Source organism: Paenibacillus sp. MB22_1, assembly GCF_047200555.1.
Classification (GTDB): domain Bacteria; phylum Bacillota; class Bacilli; order Paenibacillales; family Paenibacillaceae; genus Fontibacillus; species Fontibacillus phoenicis.
In genome coordinates, this window is sequence record NZ_JBLADV010000002.1 from 216,056 (window position 1) to 235,401 (window position 19,346).

Here is a 19,346-nt window from a genome sequence, read left to right on the forward strand (position 1 = left end):
ATCCCATTAGGTCAATCCAGAGACATTTGTCACATTTTAGTATTAGTTTAAACCTTATTTGTAGGATGAGCAAAAGTCTTCTGTCGTATAATCATAAATGTACTTTTTTCGTCACAAATATGAATGCATACATTTGAATGATATCGGCTTTTGCCTAAAAGATCAAGTCTTATTTTACCCGTAATTATAGGACTTTCAACGGATTATATTCCAGATTTTCGACAGTTTTCATCTTGCCTTTCCAAACTAGGGATACGACGATTATAATAAAGTAGAATTGACATTATAGTTGCAGAAAGAAAAAGAAACCATCTGGAGGTGTTTGACACGTGTCAACCCAAAATAACGCCGAATTCACGGATCTTCTGATTGTCGGTGGTGGACCGGCGGGCATGTTTGCTGCATTTTACGGCGGAATGAGAAAGGCTTCCGTCAAACTGATTGAAAGTATGCCTCAGCTTGGGGGGCAAGTTGCTGCCCTTTACCCTGAGAAATATATTTACGACGTGGCTGGCTTTCCTAAAGTGACCGGCCAAGAGCTGATCAACAACCTGCATGAACAATTAAAGCTTTTCGAGCCGGACGTGCGTCTGGAGGAACGGGTGCTGCAAATTGAGAAGAAAGAAGAGCGCCATTTTGTGGTGACCACCGATAAAGGTGTTCACTATGCGCGCGCCATCATCATTACCGCAGGAGTCGGCGCCTTTGAGCCTCGTCGTCTGGATCTGGAGAACGCCGCCCGTTTCGAGAAAACGAACCTGCATTATTTCGTTAGCGACATGAACCGCTTCCACGGCAAGAAAGTGCTGATTAGCGGCGGCGGCGACTCCGCTGTGGACTGGGCATTGATGCTTGAGCCGATCGCTGAGCAGGTGACGCTGATTCACCGCCGCGATAAATTCCGGGCGCATGAGCACAGCGTTGAGAAGCTGATGGCTTCCCGCGTCCAGGTCATTACGCCTACGGAAATCGCAGAGCTGCACGGTGACGAGCGCATCGAACGCGTCACACTGGCAGACGTTAAAACGAAGGAAACCCAAGAGATCGTTGTGGACGACGTGATCGTCAACTTCGGATTTGTCTCGTCGCTCGGACCGATCGCAGAATGGGGCCTTGAGATTGAAGGCAACGCTATTGTCGTCGATTCCCGGATGGAAAGCTCGATTCCCGGCATTTTTGCCGCCGGTGACATTACGACATATCCCGGCAAATTGGACCTGATTGCGGTCGGATTCGGCGAAGCACCGACAGCGGTCAACAACGCTAAGGTCTATATCGATCCAGAAGCGAAGCTGTCCCCAGGTCACAGCAGTAACTTGAAGTTGTAACTAGAAGCAGTGATTTCACGTTCTTACATGTTCTAGTAAACAAAAGGGTATCTTACCTTTACGGAAGATCATATCGTAAAGGAGAGATACCCTTTGCCATATATATGCCCGTTATGCAACGGTTTGGCTTCATTAAACGCCACCTGCCCCGATTGCGGACACATTCTTGAGAATGCTGGAAAAAAAGAAGATTACGCTGGGCCTTACAGCCCCTACGGATCCGCTGATCAGTATACCTCAGCCATCTCCGCGCGTATTCCTTCGGGCTGCGAACATGTCGTTCAGTGTCCGCATTGTCATGAAGCTTATATTTATCATGTCAACGCCTGGCGGGCGCCTTGATGGTTGGGGATAATTTTATCCTTCTTAAAGAAGTTAGCCAGGTTGTCCACAATTAGTGCAAAACGGACGGCGCGGCAAGCTCTAATTCGCGTTTGCGAATCTCTGCTAACAGCAGTGCGATAAACTCCCGATCCAACTGCAGTTCGGTCGCCTTCTGGTAGGATTCCAGGAGCAACTCATCCGTTAACAGCGCCATTGATAACACATCCTTTCTAGTATTTTCCCCATCATAACAGGAAAAGTTTAGTAGAACAAGTGTTCTTGTTATCCACAAACCCTTGTGGAAATCCTGTGAATAACGTGTTAGTAAATATCGAAAACCGTTGAAAAAGCTAGTGGGATAATGTGGACAAAAGTTATTCACAGGACACCCGTTCCCATTTTTCACCAAAAATTTTTTTATTTTCCGACAATCCGAGCTTATTGTGGCCGCGTATTGACCTCAAAAATCCAGATCTTCCCGTTCCGATCCACGCCATAATCAAAACCAAGCTGCCCGATCCCCGGAAACCGAGCCTCTAGAATCTGTACACAAAGATTCGTTAACGTACGCATCTCCCGTCGCTTGCTGGCGGCGATTTTGCGGCCCAGTGAGCGGCTGAGCCCTGCGCGGGCACTAAGCATCGTCCCTCCCTTGGACAAGTTGGTCACGAACAGCCCAGGGCGGGCTAACCGGCCGACCATGGAGCGATAGACCCAAACTTCGTTCTCTTTAACGACCTTCACGCGATAGTCGATCGGGCGCCCGGCGATGCGGGCCAAATGAATACCTTGCTGGATCATATACTTACGTCCGACCTTCACTCGGTTTAAGGAACGAAACATCGCCTCAAAGCTGGAAAACGCGCGTGTTCGGGACAAATAGGTATAAGCATAAACTCCGCCTGCGTAAGTTACCTTAATCACACCATAACCCCCGCCGCCGCGGAGGGGTTTAATGACGACCATGCCGAACTGATGCAGCATGCTCCTTAACGAATCGGCACTGTACAATCGGGTTTGCGGTATGTGGGCGGCCACGACCGCGTTGCTGAGAAGCGCTTCGGTCTTGAGCCACTTATTGGCTAATTGTCTCCCCGCCATGACACCATCCCCTTCCTCTCACTATACGGTATAGTACTCATTTGTAGATTCGTATTCTTGGATGATTGTCCAAGGCTTAAGCCCTTTCTCCGGTAAGGCTGTCAGGCAGGCTCTTTCTATGCAAAGCGAGGGATTTCGCGTATATTAAGGGGAGACGTTAGTCTATGACTAGCAGAGGAAGGAGAGTTCACAAGCTTTGAATACAGAGGGTTCTTCATTTGAGGCAGCTCTGTTCGAGGTCCTCTATTGGTTTGCCATGATCGCCATGTCGTTGGTGCTGGCCGGCATTACCGTCGCATTGTTCCTCACGGGCATCAAAATGGCCAGGACAACGCGTAAGGGTCTCGGCATCGGCTGTATCGTCTTTTCTCTGGCAGCGGCCTGTATGGTCGTCATGATGGTGAATCGTCAATTTTTCTAAAGCAAGTCGGGAGTGCCTGACCGCACAGGAAAAGCTCGGAGCATCGCTTGCGGATGGCATCCGGGCTTTTTTCCATAAAAAAGATGGGAACCAAAACCCATTTCTGCGTATTACTACATAGAAATTATCGTTACTTGGGATAGTAGAAAGATACAGGAGGTTCTATTGGCATGGGAAGTACGCAACCTTGGGGGGACCGATTCAAAAGGTTTTTTCTAAATAACCGTTTCGTAGTGTTTTTGCTCGTCGTCTTGCTGATTGGCTTGAATATTCTGGTGTTCGCCCATATTCCGTTTGTGTTCAAACCCATTACGGTGCTGTTCAAAACCGTCTTGCTCCCGATTCTGCTCACCGGAGCGATCTATTATCTGCTCAACCCGCTGGTGGATTGGCTGGAAACGAAGCGCATTCGCCGGGTATACACGATTACCGGGTTATATTTGTTGATCGCGGGGATCCTCACGGTGCTCATTATGACCGTTATCCCGTTGGTTCAGGCACAGATTCTGAGTTTGATCGAAAATTTACCAAGATATACGTCTGAGGTGCAGCGGCAGTTCGAAAGCTTGATCGGCAGCAACTTCTTCCATCAGGTCCAAGAGTCGACCGGCTTTAATCTGGACGACCTGTCCAACACGCTGTCGGAGCGAGGGACCGCTTTGTTGAACAACGCCTGGTCCGGCATCGGCGGATTCCTTGGAGCCGTCAAGAACGTCGTCCTGGCGATCATCACCATGCCGTTCATCTTATTTTATCTGTTAAAGGACGGCAAGAAGCTGCCGGAGTTCATCCTGCGTTACGTGCCCGTTCGCTTCCGTGAACAAACGCACCATGTGATGACCGAGATGAACAGCCAAATTAGCTCTTATATCCGCGGGCAAATCATCGTCAGCTTCTGCATCGGGGCGCTGATGTATGTCGGCTTCGTGATCATCGGCCTGGATTATTCGCTGACGCTGGCGATCATCGCTTCGTTCACGAGCGTCGTCCCGTATCTCGGGCCGGCTATCGCGATTACTCCGGCGATCATTGTGGCCATCGTCACCTCGCCGATCATGCTGCTGAAGCTGATCGTCGTCTGGACGGTTGTCCAGCTCGTTGAAGGCAAGTTCATTTCGCCGCAAATCATGGGCAAGACGCTGCGCATTCACCCGATCACGATCATCTTCGTGATCCTCACCGCCGGCAATCTGTTTGGCGTCCTGGGCGTGATTCTCGCCGTGCCGGGCTACGCTGTGCTGAAAGTAATTTTCACCCATCTGTTCCAATGGTTCGAACGGCGGTCCCATTTGTATGAGGAGCCGGATGCGCCTGCCCCTGATCAGCTTGACCTTCGCGAGCCTCCAACTGAAACGCAACCATGAAAAAAGGACTCTTCCAGATGGAAGAGTCCCTTATTATTTTCCAATCAATCGCAAGGTTGCGGCGCACCTTCCTCGTCCTTAAAGCGGAACGATTGACCGCATCCGCAGGTGGCGATGGCGTTCGGGTTGTGGATGGTGAATTTGGCGCAAGGCTTGCGCTCGGCTAAAACCGCGTCAGATCAACGTTTTAACCGCGCAGAGCCGGATTGTTAATCACCGGATAGACTCGTTAATCACGCGCCTCTATGGCGCATAATCTCGTTAACCGTATTGTACCATAACGCTGATAATATTCGCAATAGTGGGCGCGTTTCTTCTATAGTAAAATTCCGGATTGGCGCGCATAATTATTTACATTAATTACCACCAGAGTTAATTTTGCTATGTCGATTGTGCGGGGGCCTGATGAGCCGCCGGCGAGGGGGTGGCTTGGGGGTCAGCGGCCGGCCTTATCCGTACACGTTACGATATACATTCGTATGCAATCGCGCGGGGTTGATAATGTGCAATCCGCAATCCATTCCGGACGCCGCGAACCCGCACCACTACGCAATTTCCGCCGATCTTGCATAAACAGGCGTTATTCACTGTATATACATTTCCAGTAGATTTCGCGTAGTGGCGCGGATTATCGTAATTTCCGCTGGTAAATTATTCACTGCGGATTGAGGCGTTTATACATCGTTTATGCAGCGTGAACAGGCGAAATATAACCGCTGAACCCCCGAGTTTGCAGAGGCGCACACGCCACGCGCCCGCTGCAGGTTATTTACGCTAAGTCCGAAAGAATCCGAAGTAAAAGCGCCTGTAATCCGCATGGTTACACGCCATCACAAGCGCAATCACTACGGACTCATTACGCCTTAACTCGCCTTTGTACCGTCAATCATCGCGTTCAATTCGTCAATCTCCGCGCGAATCTCCTCGTCTGTTTTGCGTCGCGTCTCGACCGTATCTCGCATGTCTTCTACGACAGTTCGATCGGTGAGCAATCCGTAACGACGCATGAATAAATCGAGCGCTTTAACGGAAGGAATCCCGTTCGCTCCACCGCGGATCGCACGCATAAGTTGAACGTACACCTCCGACCGCATAGCGTCAAGGTTGCGCTCGGCCAGATAGTTCACGTATGCCGCGAAATGTTCTTGCGACTTCCACTCAAACAACGTACTCCGCGCGATCCCGATTTCGTCCGCCAGTTCTTGCATCGTCTTCTTTTTGCCGTTCTCGCCGAGCAATTCGCCCCACTCGTTCGCGACTAAAAGCTGCGCGGCTCTCCGTTGCTGTTCAGTTAGTTGCGCCTCAAGCGCTTTGCGTTGTCTGCTCATAGATATCGTCCTCCTCTATTTCTTTAGACGCTTTATCAATCGCGGCCTGTAGCGCGACCGGATCGGATAACAAGCGCTCTGCTTCTATTCGCGCATCCCCGTCGTATTTATCTCGGTGGTCGTATGCGTCATGGCGGAGCCCTTCGTCCTTCGTCATCCACTCGATACAGAAGTGAACTCCGCGCATTTCCTCGTTAGTGTTAATCTCGTCGGTTCTTCCCGCGTCAATTAAAGTGTTTATGCGCTTCATAGCCGCCAGCACACCGCTAGCCCCGAGCGCATGCAGCCCGCAGAAGAAGCCGACCGAATGACGCAAGAGGCGCGCCATTTCAGCGTAACCCGCAAGCTTATCCATGTCAATCCGCGTAACTTGGCCGGCCGCCAGAATCGACGCATATCTAACCGCAATGGCCCGGAATGGCTGCAGGCGTTCGACCAGCGCGAGCGATAACGGAATATCGACGCATTTCCTGCGTTCTGGCGGATCGGCCGGGCGCCCTTGTTCAATGCGGATTTGGCGCAGACGCTCCGTTAATGCCGCGATGTCAAGGCGTATTTCATCGTTCGTCATATGGGTCATTTGCTGACTCCTTCCTCTCCGATCTCGTCTTCTAACGTAAGCAGCGCGGTAGTAACCCGGTCTTCTAACGCGTGCAGTACGGCCAGGCGCGTGTCTACGTCTGGCAGCGCGGAGAGTACCGCGGAAATAACGGCGGTCAACTCCGGGAGCGGCTGCGTTAAATCGATCGTACATTCGAGTAAGTTGCGCGCTTGCATCGTGTCCCTCCAATTATTTCGGTATGTTAACTTGCGCCATTAGATCGCCATACCGATTGTACATCTTGAGGTTGCGCGTGCTTGTGTCAAACGTAAGATTATAGCCTGCATCCTCTACGTTGGCTTTACCGCCGAGGTCCGCCTGCATGACCAGGCGATTACTGGACGAGGCTGACCCGAGGTAAGTATTAAACGGAATAATGACGCGGTTTGCGTTAACGTTAACGTCATAAGCCGCATTTAGCGATACATTAAGGCCGCTATTGATGCGAATATCGTTGGCCGCGTAGAGTTCAAGCTGTTTTGTCGCGTTAGTAAACCCGATGTACGACCGATAAGGTCCGCTATCAACGAACTCAATACGCCGGTCATTCGTTTGGCCCGTTAATCCGAGATAGATATTGTTGCCTACGCGGATATCTCGGTTAATATTAATGTCCGTGTTAGACGTAATACTGCCGCCAATAATCTGCGCGCCGTTGATAGTTCCTCCGTTAATCGTCCCTGCATTGATCGTCGACGTATTGATTGACGAGTTCTCAACCGTTCCTGTCAGCGTAATCTTTCGCGCGACAACGTTCCCCTGCATATCCGCATGTAATGACGCGCCTCTAACCGGCCACATCCGCAGCGGCTTTGTATCACGGATCGGACGGACAAGGCGCTCGACGCCGCCGGGCATTACAGTATACCGCACGAGATTTCCGCCAATAAATTCGTTCGCAAGGTGCTCGTATGTCCGGAGAATCGCGGTATCGATCGGTATGTTCCGCCCGGCCAATTTCGCAATATGGGCGAGTGCCTCCTCCGATCTTCCGGCCACCGCGAATAACTCCTGATTGTTCGGGACCCGGCGCTCTACTTTAAAATCGTCGATATAGCGGAGTTGGTAATATACAGGCACGCCGTCCTCAATTGCGTGGACATACGCGCCAAACTCGATACCATATTTACCGCCGTCATAGTCCGGATTCGCGCGTTTGAAATCGTTATAGGCTTTGCGGGCAGCCTCCGCAATATCATCGACTGTACTCCGTTCATCAATAGCCGCAAAAAGATTATCGCAAATCTCAAGCTCTCCGGACGTGAATACTACTTTGTCACCCACCTGGCGCAACTTATTATAGTTGTCGTGGACGTAATAGCTCCGGCCGTTTTTGTACGCCGAAACACGCGTATCCGCGAATACGTAAATATTTCCGTTTAAGTAAAATGAAACACATAAACTCAAATGAACCCCTCCCTCTTATAGCGCGCAGTCCAACGAAACACCACGCCGCCCCGCATCATCCGCCAGCTTTACCGTATCTGGAAACTTGCGCGGGACCCGGATATCATAGTTAATCTTCACCGCGACTCCCCGGCTCGCAGCAAAAACGTTAATCAACCGCTCGTAATACCGCCACTGCCGGAAATGAGGCACGTTAGAGCGCATAACAAGCCGCTTTGTCTCCGGATCAACGCAGCGCAAAATATCCGCTGCAATCACCGGTATTTTTTGGCGGATTGAACCGGTATAGTAAAGCGACAATACGTGATAGAGATCGTAGTATGGCCGCCCGTCCTCCGCGATCCTGCGCTTGGATAGTTCGACGCCGGCGGCGATCTGGCCCGCTTCGTTATTCAAAATTGAAATGTGCGCGAATGTTATTTCGTTCGGTTGGTAATCCATTATTTCAGCCCTTTTTTAATCGCCGACGCGATCATGCGATTGTATTTCTTGGCGTCGCGTTTGAGCGGGCGCTCTAGCCATTTCGGGCGCGTGCCTGGCGTCGTCGGATTCTTAAATTCTCCCATTTCGTGCAGGATAACCGCGTAGTTGACGCGCTCGCCCGACTTTGTCGTTTCGGTCGCGGAATAAAACACTTCGCCCGTAACTGTGTCCCCTTCAACTTCGATATTGGTTCCTGCAGTTGTCCGGAGCACGCCTTTGTCCAAGGGAGCTTCATTGCGTGATTCATCCAATAAACTATACACAGCAGCGGTTACGCCGGCCTTAGCACTTTCCCGCACGTGTTTTTTAGATCGATCTAACCCATTAAAAAGCTCATCAAATTCAAACTCAATCAAAGTATCCACACCTCCAAATTAAAAGAAGCCAGCGCGTTAAGCGCCAGCTCCCTCGGTACTTATTTAATTTCCGCTTGGGCCGCCAAGCACTTTGGGCTTCGGTTTTTCGACGGGCGTAAACAAATAATCGCTCTTGTTGCGGAGCTCCTCGATCGCATCATCTACGCCCCACACTTTGCCGTGATCGTCAATAGTGACGCCGGACAAATCGGCGAGTTTATACGCAGCGTCTAGCGCCTCCGGGCGCACACCGGCGTTACGCGACGCGATCAGAAACTCCGCTCGGACAAGTCGCTTATTCGCGAGTTCCAGCGCTTCCGCACTCACTCCGCATCACTTCCTGCAGCCCCAACGTTCAACGTCGGATTTTCATCGTCTTTGTAAATCCAAGCGATATCTTCCGCTGTTTGGCGAGCGCTTGCGTCCTCTTCGTCAACAAACGGCTCCGGCGTGTGCTCCGGATGTTCCGCGAAAAATGATTCGGTATCATTGATATACCGCGCATACTCTTCGCCATATGCTTCTCTTGCCGCGTCATTAACGATCGGGCTGCGGTGGATTCGCGAATCCTCGGCGAGCATCTGCGCAATTTCAAGGACTTCGCCGGCCCCGCGGTAATCCTCCGTCTGGTACGGTTTGAGTAGATTATCGTACATCTCCCCAAGCTCGGCGCGCACAGATACTTTGATGTCACCCTTTGCGATAGTGCCGTCGCCTGGTGCCGCTAGTAATTTCGGCGCGATGTCCGCAAAGTCATCACGTACCCGCTTGGCAAGATACGGATCGTCAAGTTTATCAATAAATCCGCGTAACTTTTCAAGAGCCGACCTTTGCGATGTGGCAAACATGAGCTCCGTTTTGAGCGATCTAAGGGCGTCCTCAAAGCGGCCGAGTTTGGTCGCGTCCGGTTTCCTCGGCGGTGTATAAAGCACCTTTTCGGCCTCGCGGATCGCCTTTTTGATGTTTGCAACATATTCCTGCTTCATTGTGTGTGTTTTTTGCAGAAACTCAATTGCGTGCTTTTGCTTCGTTTCGGCTTTGGCCTCCATTTTCCCCTCTTCTGTAAGCCGGCGGTCCGAATCGACTTTAGCTAGCTCCGCGGCAAGACCCCGCTTAAATGCCAGCATCATACCGCTTGAAGATTGCTCGATCTCGCGTGCTCTTTGCAAACTTGCTTTCGCCTTTTGATAAGACATATATCATTCCCCTTTAAATTAGTTTTTTACCTTGTAACCTTCCGCGGCCAAACCGTCGATAAAGTCCTGCTGGCGCGGTATAATTGCGCTCAACATGACCGGTTGCCGGGTCCGCATTGACTCCGCGCGCACAACGGCTCCCGCCTGGTCTAACGCCTCAAACGTAACCGTCGCGTACATATCGCCCGGACTCGTTGTTACCCGGCGGCGCACCGTTAACGTCTGCTGCGGTTGTTTCGCTGGTTGCGGCGTGATCCGGCGCGTCGTAACACCGGTGTCCCCGCCGATTAATCCCCGCGCGGTAATCATCGCGCCAACCTCACGTCTTTAGCGGTCAGCCTGCCGCGTGCGTCCTCGCCAACCTCAAACGTTACGTGATCGCCGCGCATTAATTTCACGCCGCCCGGTACGCTAAAATGCAAGTCGTCCGCGCCGAAAATAGAGATAAATCCGTAACCCTCTTGCGCGTTGATGAACTTGACAACGCCACGCTTGCGGCTGGTGTCCGCTTTTTTGCGTTTCTCTTTTGGCGGCGCGACCGGTGATTTGCCGAGGCTCGGTCCGATTCGCGAAAATACCTCCGCCATCTCCTCACCGTTAAGTCCGTCCCATGTCTTAGCCACTGGATATAGCATGTTACTCCTCCTCTTCCTCGTCCTCATCTTGCTCGGAATCATCCGGATCGTCCGCCCACTGCAGACGCACGTTCTCCGCCTTGTCCATGCGCGGATGATACGTTAACTCGCCTTTAAATCCGCTCTCCGTAGCCGTATATTCGACGCGGCCCCGGATATTACAGTCGTAGATAACGCGATCCGGCGCAAGGCTGCGCTTTAGAACGCGGAGCATGTACTTCGCGTGCTCGTCCGCAATTTGCTTGAGCGGATAAGCAGCGTAATTTTCGATCCGCCGGTTGAGCACCGCGCCGGCATCGTTTACCAACGTCGTGTGTACGCGCGTCTTATCGCGGTCCACAAAAACGTACTGATAGACTGTTACGGTCATTCCGCGTCACCTCCGGCATATTTGCGTATCCAAGTATCGGCAGCGAATCGACTCAGCACCGCGCCAGACCTTGCAACGTGTGTCTGTCTTGTTAATCGCCGCCAGTAGCGCGCAAGTGCATCCGTCAGAGCCCCGAAAATAAGGACAGTAACGTTTCGCGTCCTCCCGTCGGTCATCCAATCGTGTTCCTCCCCTCATATTCGGTACCCTTTTCTGCAATTTCCGCATTTAGGATTTAAGCTAGGGTAATTCATCCTATCTCTTAATCTAGTGTCTACAAACCCACATCTGACGCGGATTTCAAGCGTCTAAATGCGGAATTATAGGGCGGTCTTGCGTCCCTTCCGCGCTCGATCCCAATCCCTACGCCGTACCTCCGCGCATGTCGGACAATAACGTTGCCTGTTCGATCGACGCGCGAATGGTAATCCGCACGCAGCGCACTTGTCGCCCGGCTCTGCATCCGCGGCAAAGTAAGCGTCCGATAGCGCGGGATCGGTCGGCAATACGGCGCGCTCAAAATAAAGGCAGCGCAAAGAACCCGATTCGATATACGGTCGGGCTTGCTCGTCCTCGCGGAAGAAGTTGCAGCGCGGTTGTCCGTTTGGTTCGAGTTGGCAACCGTTAGTGCCGCAGAAGTTAGCGCACTGATTACGCGCGAGTGTCTTAATTCGGTTATTCATCGCGGTAACGTCCTCCGAATCTCACGAACGTATCCCGCGAAACTTCGTAAGACTCCGGCCAGGTCCCGGCAGCAATGGCGGCCTTTAGCGTAAATAAGACGATGCCGCGGATCTCCGCTTTGGTGACGCCCCATTGCGCCATCGGCGAGAACTTGCGGCAGGCCAACGTTGATAGGCGCTCGACTAACGCGTAAAACTTCGGTTCGGACATTTTCGCGAGGTGATGCGGGGCGTTTGCGTTCGCCTCGACGAAGAGTATAATCTCCCATAATACTCCGCGGTCGCCGTCGTTACGCACAATGTACGGCACGATCTTGAGCGGGCGTTTGTCCTCAGCGTACTTAACGATTGTTACGTGCTTATCTTGCATCTACTACTCATCCATTCAGCGGCCTAGCAGTTTTGCCTTTGGATTTTTCCCTGCGTGTTGCCCGAGGATATGCCGCCTCGTTCGGCTTAATTAAAAAGCGCAACAAGTGCTCTACATGCCTGCAATCCTTCAAAATTTCCTGCAAAAATAACGCGAGGATTAACGATAATACGACGCTTACGGCCATCGTGGATGTCCTCTACGAATGCAAAGACCGGCTGTCCATTAATTTCGATCGCTCGCAACGCAGCTTTGAACTTGGTCGCGTTCTGGTAACCAAGGATTAGCGCCAGTTTGTCTAGCGTAATAGGCTGTATGTTATCTTCATGTTTCTCTAGCGGATTGTAGCAAACGATATTTAAGTTGCGATGAACAAAAGGAACAACCGAATAAATAATTCCGAGCTGCCGGACCGAACGCCCTTTACCGTACTTTTCGTACAGTTTACGCACCGTGTCGCGATATACCCGGATGCGATCGACGTATTCACCTTTCGCAATTTTGCCGCGCTGGAAAACGTCCGAGCTCATATAAATAACGCCATCTTCCGCGACTTTGATGATAGGCACAGCTTTCAGCTTTGAAAAGAACTCGTCGAACTTAGTCCGGTGTATTCCGATTAACTCCGCCATAGATTCGCGCGTGATCAGACGGCCGTTAGGATGCCGCAAAACTCCGTCATAGTCAACATAGGTGCCGATAAACATAAGGCGCGCAAAATCTGACTGAGTTAGACCGTGCTTCGACCACTGTATCTCCATTGTTACGCTCGACTTAAACAGGCCCCACACATAGCCGCCATTTTCCGCGGAGAACTCTTCGATTGCCGAGCGGTTACGAACGTAACGTACTGTACTTTCCGGCCTAACCGGTAAAATCTCGAACCGATGCGACATGTCGACGCCATCAGGCGAAATAACGCGGCCGTTTCGGATCACTCCACCGTTTAGAGTCTCATTAATGCGGCGGCCGTGGCGCTTTTCTATGCGGCGGGCAATCTGCCTTTCTAGGCGTCGCTCGCGGCGAGATCGTTCGTTCAGAAAATCCTCTCCCTTTCGGGTCATATTCTCAGAAAATCCTCTCCCTTTCGGGTCAAACAAAAAACTATCGAATCGCCCGTCCCATAAGGGATAAAGCTGATTTAGACCACTTCTTGTGCTTATTATCTGTTTTTTATTATTATGATTCTTCATCGACGCGCACAGAAACTATCACGCCATCATGAACTACTTCATTGATGCGCATCATGAGTAAACGTGAGATTGTTCAATGATGTGTCGCCGTCGCCTACCGGCCCCGTCGGCCTTGTTGCTTCGCACCTTCGGCACCATATCTATTTCTACCGCGGATAAAGATCATCAACTTCTCTGACGCGGCAGAAGATATATAATAATCCCACAAGGCCCGGTTTTGGCCGCAGTGGTGAGGAGCGTAGCGACGAAAGGTAGTTCGCGCTCGTCCATTATGGACGTACGGGAACATACGTAATACTCCGTTTTACCGCGCAATCTTAGCGAGTTTATGCCGCGCTCGTTCCTTGAGTGTATCCGCAGACTCTTCCGCATCATAGACCGCTAGTAGGCGCGCCAGTCTCTCCGGTGTGAGATCGAGTTCACGCGTTAATAAGGCGATATGCTCCGTTTTCAATCTGCGGTTTCCTCTTTCGATGTAGTGTAGCTGCGGGCCAGATACGTTTATGAGCGCGCCCATTTCGTCGAGTGTGAGGCCGAGTGCTTTCCGGATCTTGTACAGTTCACTGCGCGTGATTTTTAACATTGTTCTCTCTCCTTTCCTGTTAATAAAATTTTCTTGCCTTTATGTGAAATAAAAAAGAACCGCTCCCGCACCGCCGAGCATCCGGCACGTTTGCAGTTTTGCTTATAGTTCCCTTCGTAATACGAGGCCAGCTAACGGCACAAAAAGCAGGTATGAGCGCGAAAAAAAACTATTTTTACATATACAGTAGACACATATCCGGACAAAATATACGTATAAACGAAAAAAGCACCTTCCCCTTATTGCCCGTGAAATCAGGACTTTTATCGTGCTTCTAGTAGAAATTTTTGACCGCGGCTTTCATATATCCAGATACAAAAATTCAAAGAAAACAACCTCTCATATATAGAAAAATGTCGCCAGCTAACTTCCCTCATATACAGTAGGCACATATTCGAGCAAAAAACAACCATGTTCGCAAAAAATTCTTTCCTTATCTTCTAGGTCAACAAAATGAGCAGAATACAACCTCACCCGGAAACTTTTTTCCGCCCGCCCATCCTTTCCGCCCGCTCTTTCGCCGCTATTATATACGCAAGCTTGTCCGGATCACGCGGCCGCTCGTAGCTCCCGACGTGATTAAGCATCCACTTCTCCGTTACCCAATACGGATATTCCAGCCACCAAACGTAGCGGATCTGCTTATTCGGTTTGACTGTTACCCCGCGCGCCGGCTTTACCTTCCGTTGCTCCGCCCGTTGGACCGTTTTCCGCGTTGTCTTGCAAGTATCGCCGCAGACCTTCGCGTTTCCTGGTCGCGTCTTATCGCGAAATGGATAACCGCAGACTTCGCACCGTTTAATGCGCGGGTCGTCGCCGTGTTTAATCAAGCTGACTATGCCGGCCGCAGCCATTTCATCCGCGCAACGCCGCGCCTCACTCACTGGTAAGCCCGCTAATTCCGCGAGCTGTTCGTATGTGCTCGGTGTGTACCCTTTTGGTATTCGCAATTTCAACTCGCCACCTCCCTCGTATTTTATGCCGGCCGCATTACCCTAACGCGCCTTGCCGCTCGACCGCCTGTTTCCTCGTAAATTTCCAGGACACGCGCAAGTTTCTCCGGCGTCAGTTCAAACTCCGCCTTAATCAGCGCGGCGATGTCCGCCGTTATCGGCCTTTCACCGTGTTCCAACCGCCAAACTCCGGCCGTTGAGGTATCGAGCACCGCGGCCATTTCTTCCAAGGTCAACCGATAGACTTGGCGGATAATCCGTAACGTCTCCGGCGTTATCGTCATGATGCGTTCTCCTTTCGTTTTACTGTTAAATTAGCGCCACTAAACGCCGCCCTACCGTTTCCCCTCCGCTCCGCCTTACGACGCTAATTCCACGCGAAAATCACGTAACGCGCCCGACGATAGCGCGTCTACAATAGCGACCGTCTGCGCCGTCAACTCCGCGATAAACTGCTCGAGCGTTTCAGCATTACCGCGGGCGGCCGCTTTGATGCGCACGCTATTGAGCGCGGCAACGAGTCCGGAGGGCGTAAGCCCATAGTATCCAGCGTCGACCCACGTTTCGCGCGGCGTTGGATCGAGTTCCGGCTTCGCCTCTTTCCGCGCCTTCCAGTTCGGGGCTAGCGTCGGGTCGACGAGCTTGCGCTCCTTTACGATGAATTGCGTTCCGTCCGTTGTGAGTACAAAATCCTCCGTCATTTTTACGTTAATCATGCGACTGCACCTCCGTTTGATATTTGCGGGGCGGCGTGCGGCCAGGCTCCCGGTTGTGACTACTTGAGATACTTCTTCGAGTTAACTTCTTGATCTACGCGCATAGAGATGTTTATTACTACAATCTCTTATCCGCGGCAGAAAGGTATTTGATATTAATTGTTCCGCGAGGTTTAGTTCGCGACAGCGAATTTAACCGAAGCGGTAATGTTTTATCTTGTTATATAGTGGTTCTTGTTAAAACCATGGTTATAGTTAGTGTCATCGTTTACCGTGTCGGTGGTCACCGTGTCGGTAACCTGTGACATGGACTGTAAAAACTATCCAGTATCCAACAATTCAGGCTCCGCGTCGAAAATCGCAAGCTGACTAATCGGTAACACCGTATACCTCGTGTTCTCCCACCTCCCGCTCTTCTTATCGCGATCCCTCACCGCGCGAATGACCGGCCGCCCGCTTGCGATAATCGCGGTGTTCCGATCTCCCACCGCAGGAAATTGTGTATCCGGCCGGAACTGTTGGCGCAGAACCGACCGGAATAGTGTTCCGATCATCGAACGTTTGGCGCCGTCCGACGATAAAACTCCCGCATGGCGATCCCACCGGTCGGCGGCCGGCAGGTACGGGATATAACGCGCGTCTCCTCCGCTTATCGACCGTTGGCGCGGTCGGCATCATCGGAGAGCGCGTTACGCTAGATACTCCGCTAAGTCCCCGTCCTTATCCGCGTCGTAATACCGCCGAAGTCGCCGGAGGGCTCGAAACGCAGTATTATGGTGCAGTCCGGCACGTCCGGTTATCGCGCTGATTGATTCGTCGCCGTCGGTTTTCAGCGCCATATCCGTGATAAGTGCTGCGACCGGCTCGTTACTCCGATCGAGGAGTTCGCGGATAAACCCGGCCCGATCCGGTTCGGTACGGTCAGCGGTCGCGCCGAACTCCTCGTATTCTTCCGGATAGTAGACGCGACTTTGCCAGCGGGCATTTTTGCGCCATAGCTCAATCCGCTTGTATCGTAGATGTACATATAGCAGCCGCCGGAAGTCCGTTATGTCATCCCGGGCCGCGAGCCGAAGCACCGCGTCATCAAACGATGCGTCAGCGTCATAGACGTCACCGGCCCCGGAGGATACGACACACCGCCGATGCCAGCGCTTGATATCGGACAATGACGCGTAAAGCTCACTAAACGTCAAGGCGCGCACCCCTCTCCGCGAGAATCAACCGAGTCACGGCCGCCTTGTACGCCATCAGGCGGTTAAATCGCCCAGCTGGCGGCCTCTTAGCGGTACGCCACCGGAGGTAGTCATAACGGCGCGCCCCGTATTGATTAGCTTTGCGCGTAAAATATGTGATGCGATCGGCGGTCGTTTTAGTCGACATACGGCGTCACCTCCCGAAATCCGACCGGCTCAAACTCGTCAGGCTGCGCGTCAATACCAGTTAGCGCTAAGTGCTCAATTGCGCGATCAATCGCAAGGCCGCGTAACTCGTCTTTCGTAACCGGCCGCGGGGTAAATACGTTGACGGTGATCCGCCAGCCGTCGCGGTCGAGAACGCAGATATAGCGGTGTTCCGATATTTCATCTGCCGCCACCTCCTCTTCCGCGATAATAAAGCCGAGGGCGCGCGCCTGGTCCGCCGTTAACGATACGGAACCAAGAGCCGCGCGGGATGATACGCCGGTTACATGTCGGAAGTGCCGCGGATTAGACGATATCTCTTGGCGCGTCCCAAGCAGGCGCGCAATATAGCGGTCGATTTGTGGCGCGTAGACATAGCGCACTTGGTACGGCATGTCGGCGAGCTTGACCGTCATCTCTTTGCGCGGTTTGGGGCCGAGGCCGAGCGCGTAGAGTTGCGAAGGGTTTGCGTCGATCGTGCCGCCGGTCCAGCGCCGGTCTACGTCCGGAAATATCGCGATGAATAGCGTTGAGTGTACGGTGGTACGTTTGGCCGCGCGACCTTGACCGAGTGTGATTTCGATAAGGTGCGTGCGCGCGTTACGGTAATATCCGAGAGTAACGGTCGGGGTAATAATTGCTTTGGTCATAGCGTAATAACCTCCTAATTTGATAAGAATGAAACTTTTTGGTATGATAACCGTATTAAAAGTAGACTTGGTAACATGTCAGCTAGTTGACTTGTTATCTTGTTTACTAGTTTAAACGCAACTAGTCTGCTTGTCAACTAGTTTACTTGTTTATTTTGGAGGAATTTTTATGATACGCTTTTCGTTGGATAAAATTATGGAGGCCAAAGGGTTAACTCAAAAAGATGTAGTCGAAATTACAAAGATAAGCCGAAACACTATTAAAGCGCTGGCTACAAACGCCAATGCGCGGATCGACTTTCCTACTTTGGATGCTCTATGTAAAGGACTGAAGGTAACACCAGGGGAACTGATTGAATACATCGAGAAGTAACACCATTTCACATACTGTGAATAAATAAACCTACTTAATATGCAAAACGTACATCCCGGCCGCCGACCGTTGAGTCCGCGGTCTTTTTTTTTTCGTTTTCGCGACGCCCCAAACCCGAATACTGTTCGTGTTCCGACCTTCCCACAATCACCGCCGAAATCAACGCCTACAAGCGCGTCGCCGGCGAAGCGATTTTCGAAATTGGGCGGCGGTTGAAACACGTCAAGGAGAACGATTTGGTTCACGGTCAGTGGTCGCGTTGGTGCTCGGAATCTATCGGAATGGATAGAAAAACAGCGGATAAATTCATCGTAGTATTCGATGAGTTGGGCGGAGACGACTCGACGTCGAGTCAAATTGGAATTTCCGCCCTCTACGAAATCGCAACGCTACCGCCCGAAGAACGCGAACGCCCGCACACGATCCCGTCAACAGGCGCGACCAAAACAGTCGACGAAATGACCGTGCGCGAGCTGCGCGAAGTTAAGGCGGCACTTAAAGAAGAACGCGAACGATGTGAGCGGGAGAGGGAAGCGCGAGAGAAGGCGGAGGCACGCGCACATTTACCGCGCGTTTTCCGTGGATTTTACGCGAAATCAGCGGCCTTCACCTGCGCGGAGTGTTATCGGAGGGGTAACGGGGTCAGGGCGGTAATTTGACGCAAAAATGGGGCGCAACTCCGTCGGCTCACGCCCCTTTTACGTTATTCCTCCGTTTTATTTCCGTTCCCGTCCGCGTAACTTTCCGCCAGCATATACGCAACACACGCACCCACCGCGCCAATGACGCCGGTCACCTGCATCGTTACGGACTCACCCGCGCCAGCCGCCGCCAGAATTGACGTAGCGAGTGCGGCCAGCAGCGCCCAGAATTTGCGCGAAGATAATTTACGTTTCCAGTCGATCTTCATCGTTTATTTCGCTCCCTTCGGACTATTAAAGATTCCTGCGCGGTCCCCTAAAGGGGATAAATAAACCTTTTAAGTGCAATTTCGTACACGTGGGAACATCTCGGAGAGGGCGGTAACTTACCGTATCCTTACCAACGGTGGGATCTCGGCTTGCGCACGTACAACGAAAACCCGGAGAGAAACCCGAGTTTCGTTCCCTATTAATCGGAAGCCCCACTTTGTCGGTGTCGATGTTGCCGGGGCGCTCGAATATGATGAAAAGGGTATATGTATTGTAAATACCCTAGGCGCTCGCCAGCGTGCGTACACTCAAATGTGTGGAGATCGCAGGGCCTGACGTCGGAACGTTAGAACGTTCGAACATGCTAGACTCCGCGCGCTTACGGACAGTTTGGTGAGGTCGGTGCCCCGTGGCACCAACGTAACACGCGAGTTACATTGTCGTCCCGATTTGATTCCGCGGTCAATGGGAACCCCGATGTTCCGATGTAGCGAGGTATGGACGTAACGACGTCGTTACAAACGTCTTATCGACAAGACATCCGCTCGGAACCGATGTCTCCACGTGGTTACACGCAGGACTCCGCGCACTTTACGG

At 51.9% G+C, this 19,346-nt stretch carries 28 protein-coding genes and 1 pseudogene; 5 read left to right on the top strand and 24 right to left on the bottom strand.

The window, feature by feature from the left end; all coding sequences use genetic code 11:
* Window positions 1-329: 329 nt before the first annotated feature.
* On the top strand, window positions 330-1,328 hold the full coding sequence (locus ACL02P_RS12650) for an NAD(P)/FAD-dependent oxidoreductase (RefSeq protein WP_323077613.1): 999 nt from the start codon (window positions 330-332) through the stop codon (window positions 1,326-1,328).
* Between the two features lie 394 nt (window positions 1,329-1,722).
* Here the strand turns inward: ACL02P_RS12650 and sda are convergent, their stop codons facing one another.
* Window positions 1,723-1,866, bottom strand: coding sequence for a sporulation histidine kinase inhibitor Sda (gene sda / locus ACL02P_RS12655; RefSeq protein ID WP_028540204.1), 144 nt, complete (start codon window positions 1,864-1,866; stop codon window positions 1,723-1,725).
* A gap of 224 nt (window positions 1,867-2,090) precedes the next feature.
* Window positions 2,091-2,753, bottom strand: coding sequence for a YheC/YheD family protein (locus tag ACL02P_RS12660; RefSeq protein WP_009224805.1), 663 nt, complete (start codon window positions 2,751-2,753; stop codon window positions 2,091-2,093).
* A gap of 196 nt (window positions 2,754-2,949) precedes the next feature.
* On the opposite strand from ACL02P_RS12660, the gene ACL02P_RS12665 reads away from it, so the two are divergent.
* Together ACL02P_RS12665 and ACL02P_RS12670 are read left to right on the top strand one after the other, a co-directional pair.
* Window positions 2,950-3,174, top strand: coding sequence for a hypothetical protein (locus ACL02P_RS12665; RefSeq protein WP_009224804.1), 225 nt, complete (start codon window positions 2,950-2,952; stop codon window positions 3,172-3,174).
* 170 nt (window positions 3,175-3,344) lie between these two features.
* Complete coding sequence (locus ACL02P_RS12670; RefSeq protein WP_260070543.1) at window positions 3,345-4,538, top strand: AI-2E family transporter; 1,194 nt, start codon at window positions 3,345-3,347, stop codon at window positions 4,536-4,538.
* Window positions 4,539-4,582: 44 nt separating this feature from the next.
* Here the strand turns inward: ACL02P_RS12670 and ACL02P_RS12675 are convergent.
* The 21 genes and pseudogenes from ACL02P_RS12675 to ACL02P_RS12775 form a co-directional block, all read right to left on the bottom strand.
* Window positions 4,583-4,678, bottom strand: a pseudogene (locus tag ACL02P_RS12675) (iron-sulfur cluster assembly accessory protein); the annotation flags it as partial.
* Between the two features lie 723 nt (window positions 4,679-5,401).
* Window positions 5,402-5,866 carry a phBC6A51 family helix-turn-helix protein gene (locus tag ACL02P_RS12680; RefSeq protein WP_009224801.1) on the bottom strand — a complete coding sequence of 155 codons (465 nt, stop codon included), beginning with the start codon at window positions 5,864-5,866 and terminating at the stop codon, window positions 5,402-5,404.
* Window positions 5,841-6,446 carry a hypothetical protein gene (locus ACL02P_RS12685; protein WP_412837410.1) on the bottom strand — a complete coding sequence of 202 codons (606 nt, stop codon included), beginning with the start codon at window positions 6,444-6,446 and terminating at the stop codon, window positions 5,841-5,843. The genes ACL02P_RS12680 and ACL02P_RS12685 overlap by 26 nt, the downstream gene beginning before the upstream one ends.
* Window positions 6,443-6,643: a hypothetical protein gene (locus ACL02P_RS12690; RefSeq protein WP_412837411.1), complete on the bottom strand. Its 201-nt coding sequence runs from the start codon at window positions 6,641-6,643 to the stop codon at window positions 6,443-6,445. Before ACL02P_RS12690 ends, ACL02P_RS12685 begins: the two co-directional genes overlap by 4 nt.
* 13 nt (window positions 6,644-6,656) lie before the next feature.
* Window positions 6,657-7,874 (bottom strand): hypothetical protein, encoded by a 1,218-nt coding sequence (locus ACL02P_RS12695; RefSeq protein ID WP_412837412.1) that lies wholly within the window; start codon window positions 7,872-7,874, stop codon window positions 6,657-6,659.
* A 15-nt stretch (window positions 7,875-7,889) separates the two neighbouring features.
* Window positions 7,890-8,315, bottom strand: a complete 426-nt coding sequence (locus ACL02P_RS12700; RefSeq protein WP_412837413.1) for a hypothetical protein — start codon at window positions 8,313-8,315, stop codon at window positions 7,890-7,892.
* Window positions 8,315-8,713, bottom strand: coding sequence for a hypothetical protein (locus tag ACL02P_RS12705; protein ID WP_412837414.1), 399 nt, complete (start codon window positions 8,711-8,713; stop codon window positions 8,315-8,317). Before ACL02P_RS12705 ends, ACL02P_RS12700 begins: the two co-directional genes overlap by 1 nt.
* Before the next feature lie 63 nt (window positions 8,714-8,776).
* Window positions 8,777-9,040 (bottom strand): hypothetical protein, encoded by a 264-nt coding sequence (locus tag ACL02P_RS12710; RefSeq protein ID WP_412837415.1) that lies wholly within the window; start codon window positions 9,038-9,040, stop codon window positions 8,777-8,779.
* Window positions 9,037-9,909 (bottom strand): hypothetical protein, encoded by an 873-nt coding sequence (locus tag ACL02P_RS12715; RefSeq protein ID WP_412837416.1) that lies wholly within the window; start codon window positions 9,907-9,909, stop codon window positions 9,037-9,039. The genes ACL02P_RS12710 and ACL02P_RS12715 overlap by 4 nt, the downstream gene beginning before the upstream one ends.
* A gap of 18 nt (window positions 9,910-9,927) precedes the next feature.
* Entirely contained in the window at window positions 9,928-10,218 is a 291-nt protein-coding gene (locus tag ACL02P_RS12720; RefSeq protein WP_412837417.1) for a hypothetical protein, read from the bottom strand.
* Window positions 10,215-10,544 (bottom strand): cold-shock protein, encoded by a 330-nt coding sequence (locus ACL02P_RS12725; RefSeq protein ID WP_412837418.1) that lies wholly within the window; start codon window positions 10,542-10,544, stop codon window positions 10,215-10,217. Before ACL02P_RS12725 ends, ACL02P_RS12720 begins: the two co-directional genes overlap by 4 nt.
* 1 nt (window position 10,545) lies before the next feature.
* A complete protein-coding gene (locus tag ACL02P_RS12730) occupies window positions 10,546-10,914 on the bottom strand; it encodes a hypothetical protein (protein ID WP_412837419.1) in 369 nt (122 codons plus the stop codon).
* 675 nt (window positions 10,915-11,589) lie between these two features.
* On the bottom strand, window positions 11,590-11,967 hold the full coding sequence (locus ACL02P_RS12735) for a hypothetical protein (protein WP_412837420.1): 378 nt from the start codon (window positions 11,965-11,967) through the stop codon (window positions 11,590-11,592).
* Window positions 11,968-12,053: 86 nt separating this feature from the next.
* A complete protein-coding gene (locus ACL02P_RS12740; RefSeq protein ID WP_412837421.1) occupies window positions 12,054-13,031 on the bottom strand; it encodes a hypothetical protein in 978 nt (325 codons plus the stop codon).
* 433 nt (window positions 13,032-13,464) lie between these two features.
* A complete protein-coding gene (locus ACL02P_RS12745) occupies window positions 13,465-13,743 on the bottom strand; it encodes a helix-turn-helix domain-containing protein (protein ID WP_412837422.1) in 279 nt (92 codons plus the stop codon).
* Between the two features lie 470 nt (window positions 13,744-14,213).
* Entirely contained in the window at window positions 14,214-14,699 is a 486-nt protein-coding gene (locus tag ACL02P_RS12750) for a hypothetical protein (protein ID WP_412837423.1), read from the bottom strand.
* 20 nt (window positions 14,700-14,719) lie between these two features.
* Window positions 14,720-14,980 (bottom strand): helix-turn-helix domain-containing protein, encoded by a 261-nt coding sequence (locus tag ACL02P_RS12755; protein WP_412837424.1) that lies wholly within the window; start codon window positions 14,978-14,980, stop codon window positions 14,720-14,722.
* Between the two features lie 75 nt (window positions 14,981-15,055).
* Window positions 15,056-15,412, bottom strand: coding sequence for a hypothetical protein (locus ACL02P_RS12760; RefSeq protein WP_412837425.1), 357 nt, complete (start codon window positions 15,410-15,412; stop codon window positions 15,056-15,058).
* A 689-nt stretch (window positions 15,413-16,101) separates the two neighbouring features.
* Window positions 16,102-16,608 carry a hypothetical protein gene (locus tag ACL02P_RS12765; protein WP_412837426.1) on the bottom strand — a complete coding sequence of 169 codons (507 nt, stop codon included), beginning with the start codon at window positions 16,606-16,608 and terminating at the stop codon, window positions 16,102-16,104.
* A complete protein-coding gene (locus ACL02P_RS12770) occupies window positions 16,598-16,795 on the bottom strand; it encodes a hypothetical protein (RefSeq protein ID WP_412837427.1) in 198 nt (65 codons plus the stop codon). The genes ACL02P_RS12765 and ACL02P_RS12770 overlap by 11 nt, the downstream gene beginning before the upstream one ends.
* Entirely contained in the window at window positions 16,785-17,465 is a 681-nt protein-coding gene (locus ACL02P_RS12775) for a hypothetical protein (RefSeq protein WP_412837428.1), read from the bottom strand. The genes ACL02P_RS12770 and ACL02P_RS12775 overlap by 11 nt, the downstream gene beginning before the upstream one ends.
* Before the next feature lie 169 nt (window positions 17,466-17,634).
* Between ACL02P_RS12775 and ACL02P_RS12780 the strand changes: the two genes are divergently transcribed.
* Window positions 17,635-17,838: a helix-turn-helix domain-containing protein gene (locus tag ACL02P_RS12780; protein WP_412837429.1), complete on the top strand. Its 204-nt coding sequence runs from the start codon at window positions 17,635-17,637 to the stop codon at window positions 17,836-17,838.
* A 200-nt stretch (window positions 17,839-18,038) separates the two neighbouring features.
* Window positions 18,039-18,497 carry a DUF3102 domain-containing protein gene (locus ACL02P_RS12785; protein ID WP_412838242.1) on the top strand — a complete coding sequence of 153 codons (459 nt, stop codon included), beginning with the start codon at window positions 18,039-18,041 and terminating at the stop codon, window positions 18,495-18,497.
* A 44-nt stretch (window positions 18,498-18,541) separates the two neighbouring features.
* Here ACL02P_RS12785 and ACL02P_RS12790 read toward each other — a convergent pair whose 3' ends face one another.
* Window positions 18,542-18,748: a hypothetical protein gene (locus tag ACL02P_RS12790; protein WP_412837430.1), complete on the bottom strand. Its 207-nt coding sequence runs from the start codon at window positions 18,746-18,748 to the stop codon at window positions 18,542-18,544.
* Window positions 18,749-19,346 lie beyond the last annotated feature (598 nt).